At 79.0% G+C, this 4,778-nt stretch carries 4 protein-coding genes; 3 read left to right on the top strand and 1 reads right to left on the bottom strand.

Annotated features, from left to right (window positions below; translation table 11 throughout):
* Positions 1-4: 4 nt before the first annotated feature.
* Positions 5-868 (bottom strand): PAC2 family protein, encoded by an 864-nt coding sequence (locus tag Cpa01nite_RS18335; RefSeq protein WP_203670304.1) that lies wholly within the window; start codon positions 866-868, stop codon positions 5-7.
* A gap of 49 nt (positions 869-917) precedes the next feature.
* Between Cpa01nite_RS18335 and Cpa01nite_RS18340 the strand changes: the two genes are divergently transcribed.
* The 3 genes from Cpa01nite_RS18340 to Cpa01nite_RS18350 all read left to right on the top strand — a co-directional run bounded on the left by Cpa01nite_RS18340 (position 918) and on the right by Cpa01nite_RS18350 (position 4,725).
* Positions 918-2,621, top strand: coding sequence for a bifunctional 3'-5' exonuclease/DNA polymerase (locus Cpa01nite_RS18340; protein WP_203670305.1), 1,704 nt, complete (start codon positions 918-920; stop codon positions 2,619-2,621).
* A gap of 266 nt (positions 2,622-2,887) precedes the next feature.
* Positions 2,888-3,436, top strand: a complete 549-nt coding sequence (locus tag Cpa01nite_RS18345; RefSeq protein WP_239068920.1) for a TetR/AcrR family transcriptional regulator — start codon at positions 2,888-2,890, stop codon at positions 3,434-3,436.
* 356 nt (positions 3,437-3,792) lie between these two features.
* Entirely contained in the window at positions 3,793-4,725 is a 933-nt protein-coding gene (locus tag Cpa01nite_RS18350) for a DMT family transporter (protein ID WP_239068919.1), read from the top strand.
* Positions 4,726-4,778 lie beyond the last annotated feature (53 nt).

Raw genomic sequence — 4,778 nt, forward strand, 5'->3', positions numbered from 1 at the left:
CCGGTCAGCCGCCGATGCCCTTGTCGCGGCGGCGGAGGTAGCGCTCGAACTCCTGGGCGATCGCCTCGCCGGACGCCTCGGGCAGCTCGGCGGTGTCCTTCGCCTCCTCGAGCTGGTGCACGTACTCGGCGATCTCCGCGTCCTCGCTGGCGAGCTCGTCGACGCCGTCCTGCCACGCGGCGGCGTCCTCCGGGAGGTCGCCGAGCGGGACCGGCTCGCCGGTCAGCGCCTCGATCCGGTGCAGCAGGGCCAGCGTGGCCTTGGGCGACGGCGGGTGCGCCACGTAGTGCGGCACCGCGGCCCACAGCGAGACCGTGCGCAGCCCGCGCGCGGCGGCCTCGTGCTGCAGCACGCCGACGATGCCGGTCGGGCCCTCGTACGAGTTCGCCTCGACGTCGAGCGCCTGGCGCACGGCCTCGTCCTCGCTGGTGGCGGTGACGGGGATCGGGCGGGTGTGCGGGACGTCGGCGAGCAGCGCGCCGAGCGTCACGACGGTGGTCACCCGGAGCGTCGCGGCGATGTCGAGCAGCTCGCCGCAGTACCGGCGCCAGCGCATCGACGGCTCGATCCCGTGCACCAGCACCACCTGGCGGCGGGCGTTCGGTGTGGTGGCGACGGCGACCGCCGTCGACGGCCAGGTGATCTCCCGCCGGCCGTCCTCGCCCACGCCGATCACGGGGCGGTTCACCTGGAAGTCGTGGTACTCCTCGGGGTCCAGCTCGTCCACCTGCTCGGCGCCCCACGCCTCGTGCAGGTGCTCCAGCGCCTGGCTGGCCGCCGACCCGGCGTCGTTCCAGCCCTCGAAGGCTGCCAGGAGGATCGTCTCGCGCTCCGGGAGCCCCGCCGGTGCGTCAGCCTGCTCGGTCATCGGCCCAGCGTAGGACCTGCGGCGCCGGATGTCGGACCCGGCAGGGAGAATGGCGCCCGTGCCCCTCGTCCTCGTCGCCGTCGACCCGGACCGACCCGGCGTCGTCGTGCTGCGCGAGGCGCGCGACGTGGCCGCCGCCGAGGCGGGCGAGGTCGGTCCGGCCGTGCCCGTCGCGGGGGACGAGCTCGCGCGCGTCGTCGGCGAGCGCGAGGCCCGGGACCACCCCCGCTGGGTCTGGGACGACACCGAGCACTGGTACCCCGACCTGCTGGCCGCGGGGGTGCGGGTCGAGCGGGCGCACGACCTGCGGCTGTGCCGGACGATCCTGCGCCGGTCCACCCGGTGCGCGGGCACCGCGCTGGCGCGCGAGCCCGAGGGGCCGTGGGACCTCGCGGCGCCCGCCGGCGGCACCGGCCCGCACGAGGCCGACGAGCCCAGCCTGTTCGACGACCTGCCCGCCGCGGTCCCGGACGCGGCACCGGACGTGGCCGACGAGCTGCGCCGCCAGCTCGCCGCCCTGACCGAGGCGGGCGACGACGGCCGGCTCCGGCTGCTGCTCGCCGCCGAGTCGACGGGCGCGCTGATCGCCGCCGAGATGCGGCACGACGGCATGCCGTTCCGGCCCGACCTGCACGACGCCCTGCTGACCGGCCTGCTCGGGCCCCGCCCGCGGGAGGGCGCCCGGCCCGACCGGCTGGCCGCGCTGGCGTCGCGGGTCGGCGCCGCGCTCGACCGACCGGGGCTCAACCCCGACTCGCAGCCCGAGCTGCTGCGCGCGCTGCGCGCCGCCGGGCTCGACGTGCCGTCCACGCGCACCGCCGAGATCCGCGCGCTCGACCACCCGGTGCGCGAGCCGCTGCTCGAGTACAAGAAGCTCGCCCGCCTGCTGTCCGCGAACGGGTGGGCGTGGCTGGACCGCTGGGTCCACGAGGGGCGGTTCCGGCCCGACTACGTGCCCGGCGGCGTGGTCACCGGGCGGTGGGCCAGCAGCGGCGGCGGCGCGCTGCAGCTGCCCGCGGTGATCCGGGACGCCGTGCGCGCCGACCCGGGCTGGCGGCTCGTCGTCGCGGACGCCGCCCAGCTGGAGCCGCGGGTGCTCGCGGCGATGTCGGGCGACGGCGCGATGGCGGCGGCCGGGCGGCAGGCCGACCTGTACGCCGCCGTCGTGGCCGCAGGCATCGTCGCCGACCGGCAGCAGGCCAAGTACGCGATGCTCGGGGCGATCTACGGCGCGACGACCGGGGCGAGCGCGGTGCTCATGCCGCAGCTCGGGCGGGCGTACCCGCGGGCGGTCGCGCTCGTCGAGGAGGCGGCCCGGGCGGGGGAGCGCGGCGAGCAGGTCACCACCTGGCTGGGCCGGTCCTCACCCGCGCCGAGCGCCGCGTGGCTCGCCGCCCGGCAGGCCGCGTCGGCCGAGGGCGCGGCGCCGGAGGACGCACGGGACGCGCGCCGGCGGTCCCGGGACTGGGGCCGGTTCACGCGGAACTTCGTCGTGCAGGGGACCGCGGCCGAGTGGGCGCTGTGCTGGATGGGCGTGCTGCGGCGCCGGCTGCTCGACCTGCCGGGGCGACCGCACCTCGTGTTCTTCCTGCACGACGAGATCATGGTGCACGCCCCCGTGCCGGTCGCCGACCGGGTCGCCGAGCTCGTGCGGGAGTCGGCCGTCGAGGCGGGGCGGCTGCTGTTCGGGGACACGCCGGTCGAGTTCGCGCTGGACGTCTCGGTGGTGGACAGCTACGCCGACGCCGTGTGATGCTGCGGCCCGGTGGGTAGACAGGTCTACCTAGTCGGGGCGCCGGGCGGCGCGGGACGGGGTGCGGCATGGCGACGACGAGCGCGACGGGCGCTGGTGCTGGTGCGGCTGCGCGTGCCGGTGCGGCTGCGGGTGCCGGTCTCCGTGCGGGTGACGGCGCGGCGGCAGGTGACGGCACGGGTGCCCGCCCGGGCGCCGCTGCGGCGGCGGTCGACGGTGCGGGTGCGGGTGCCGGTGCGGCACGGCGGCGGCCCGCGCGGGAGCGGCTGCTCGCGGCGGCGGCGGCCCGGTTCTACGCCGACGGCATCGCCGGGACGGGGATCGACACCATCACCGCGGACGCCGGCGTCGCCAAGATGAGCCTGTACAACAACTTCGCCTCCAAGGCGGACCTCGTCGCCGCCTACCTCGTGGCGCGGCACGCGGAGTGGCTCGACCTGTACGCGGCCCGGCTGGCCTCCGCCGGGGACGACCCGCGCGACCGGGTGCTCGCGGTGTTCGACGCCTACGCCGACCACGCCGACGCCGGCTACCCGCACGGCTTCCGCGGCTGCGGCCTGCTCAACGCCGCCGCCGAGCTGCCCGCCGGGGACCCCGGCCGCGCCGTCGTGCGCGGCCACAAGGAGGAGGTCGAGGCGATCGTCGCCGGGCACCTCGCGGACCTGCTGCCGGGCGACCTCGCGCGGGCCGCCGCGCTCGCCGAGCACCTGGCGTTCCTGCTCGAGGGGTCGATGGCCCGGGCGGGGCTGGAGGGCGACGGCGCCCGGCTCCGGCGCGCCCGCGCGCTGGCGGCGGACCTGCTGGCGGCGGCGTGACCGCGGAGCGCGGCGCGGCGCCCGCAGCCCCGGCGCCTGCCGCCCCGGCGCCTGCCGCCGCGCGGCCCGCCGCCCCGGCGCCTGCCGCCGCGCGGCCCGCCGCCCCGGCGCCCGCGGCCACGCGACCCGCCGCCCCGGTGCCCGCGGCCGCGTCGACCCCCGGCGACCCGCCGCTCGCCGCCGCGACGCGGACGCCCCGCGCACGTCGCCGAGAGGGCACTTCTCGGCTGCGCGCCGGATCGCCGGCACAGTCGAGAGGTGCCCTCTCGGCGTCGGAGGGCCCGGCGGCAGGGCGCGGCACCGGAGTGGGGTCGGGCGCCGGGGTGGCGCGCGGGGCCGGGCTCGGGACGCTCGCCGTGCTCGCCGCCTCCCTCCTGTGGGGCACCACGGGGACCGCCGCCACGTTCGCCCCCGAGGTCGGGCCGCTGGCGATCGGCGCTGCGGCGATGGGCGTCGGCGGGCTGCTCCAGGCCGCGGTCGCCGGGCGGGTGATCGCCGCGCACGCGGCCGCGCTCCGCGCCCGGGCCGGTCTCGTCCTGCTCGGCGCCGCCGCGGTCGCCGTGTACCCGCTGGCGTTCTACACCTCGATGCGGCTCGCGGGCGTCGCCGTCGGGACCGTCGTCTCGCTGGGGTCGGCGCCGCTCGCGTCCGCCCTGGTCGAGCGTCTGGTCGACCGCCGCCGGCTCTCGCCGAGGTGGGTCGCGGGGGCGGCGGTCGGGCTGGCCGGGATGGTGCTGCTGTGCGTCGCGCAGGCGCTCGGTGGGAGCCACGGGGCGGACGCGCCGGGCGGCGCCGGACCGGCGGGCGCCCTCGCCGGCGTGCTGCTCGGCCTGGTCGCCGGGGCGACGTACGCGCTGTACTCCTGGGTCGCGCACCGGCTGATGCAGGGCGGCGTGCCGTCGCGCGCGGCGATGGGCGCGGTGTTCGGCGTGGGCGGCGTCCTGCTCCTGCCGGTGCTCGCGGTCACCGGCGCGCCGCTCGTGGCGTCCTGGGGCAACGCCGCGGTGGGCGGGTACATGGCGCTGGTGCCGATGTTCGCGGGCTACGTGCTCTTCGGGTGGGGGCTCGCCCGGGTGCCGGTGAGCACGGCGACCACGCTCACCCTGCTGGAGCCGGCCGTGGCGGCGGTGCTCGCGGTGCTGGTGGTGGGGGAGCGGCTGCCCGCGGCGGGCTGGGTCGGTACCGGCCTGGTCGTGGTGTGCCTCGCCGTGCTGTCGGTGCCGGCGCGGTCGGCCGGGCGGGCCGAGCGCCGGCTGCGCGCCCGCGGCCGCCTACGCTGGACGGCATGACCGTCACCGCCTCGCCCGCGCCGCGCGCCGGGGGGTCGGGCGCGGGCGGACCT

This window comes from Cellulomonas pakistanensis (genome assembly GCF_016862755.1).
Classification (GTDB): domain Bacteria; phylum Actinomycetota; class Actinomycetes; order Actinomycetales; family Cellulomonadaceae; genus Cellulomonas; species Cellulomonas pakistanensis.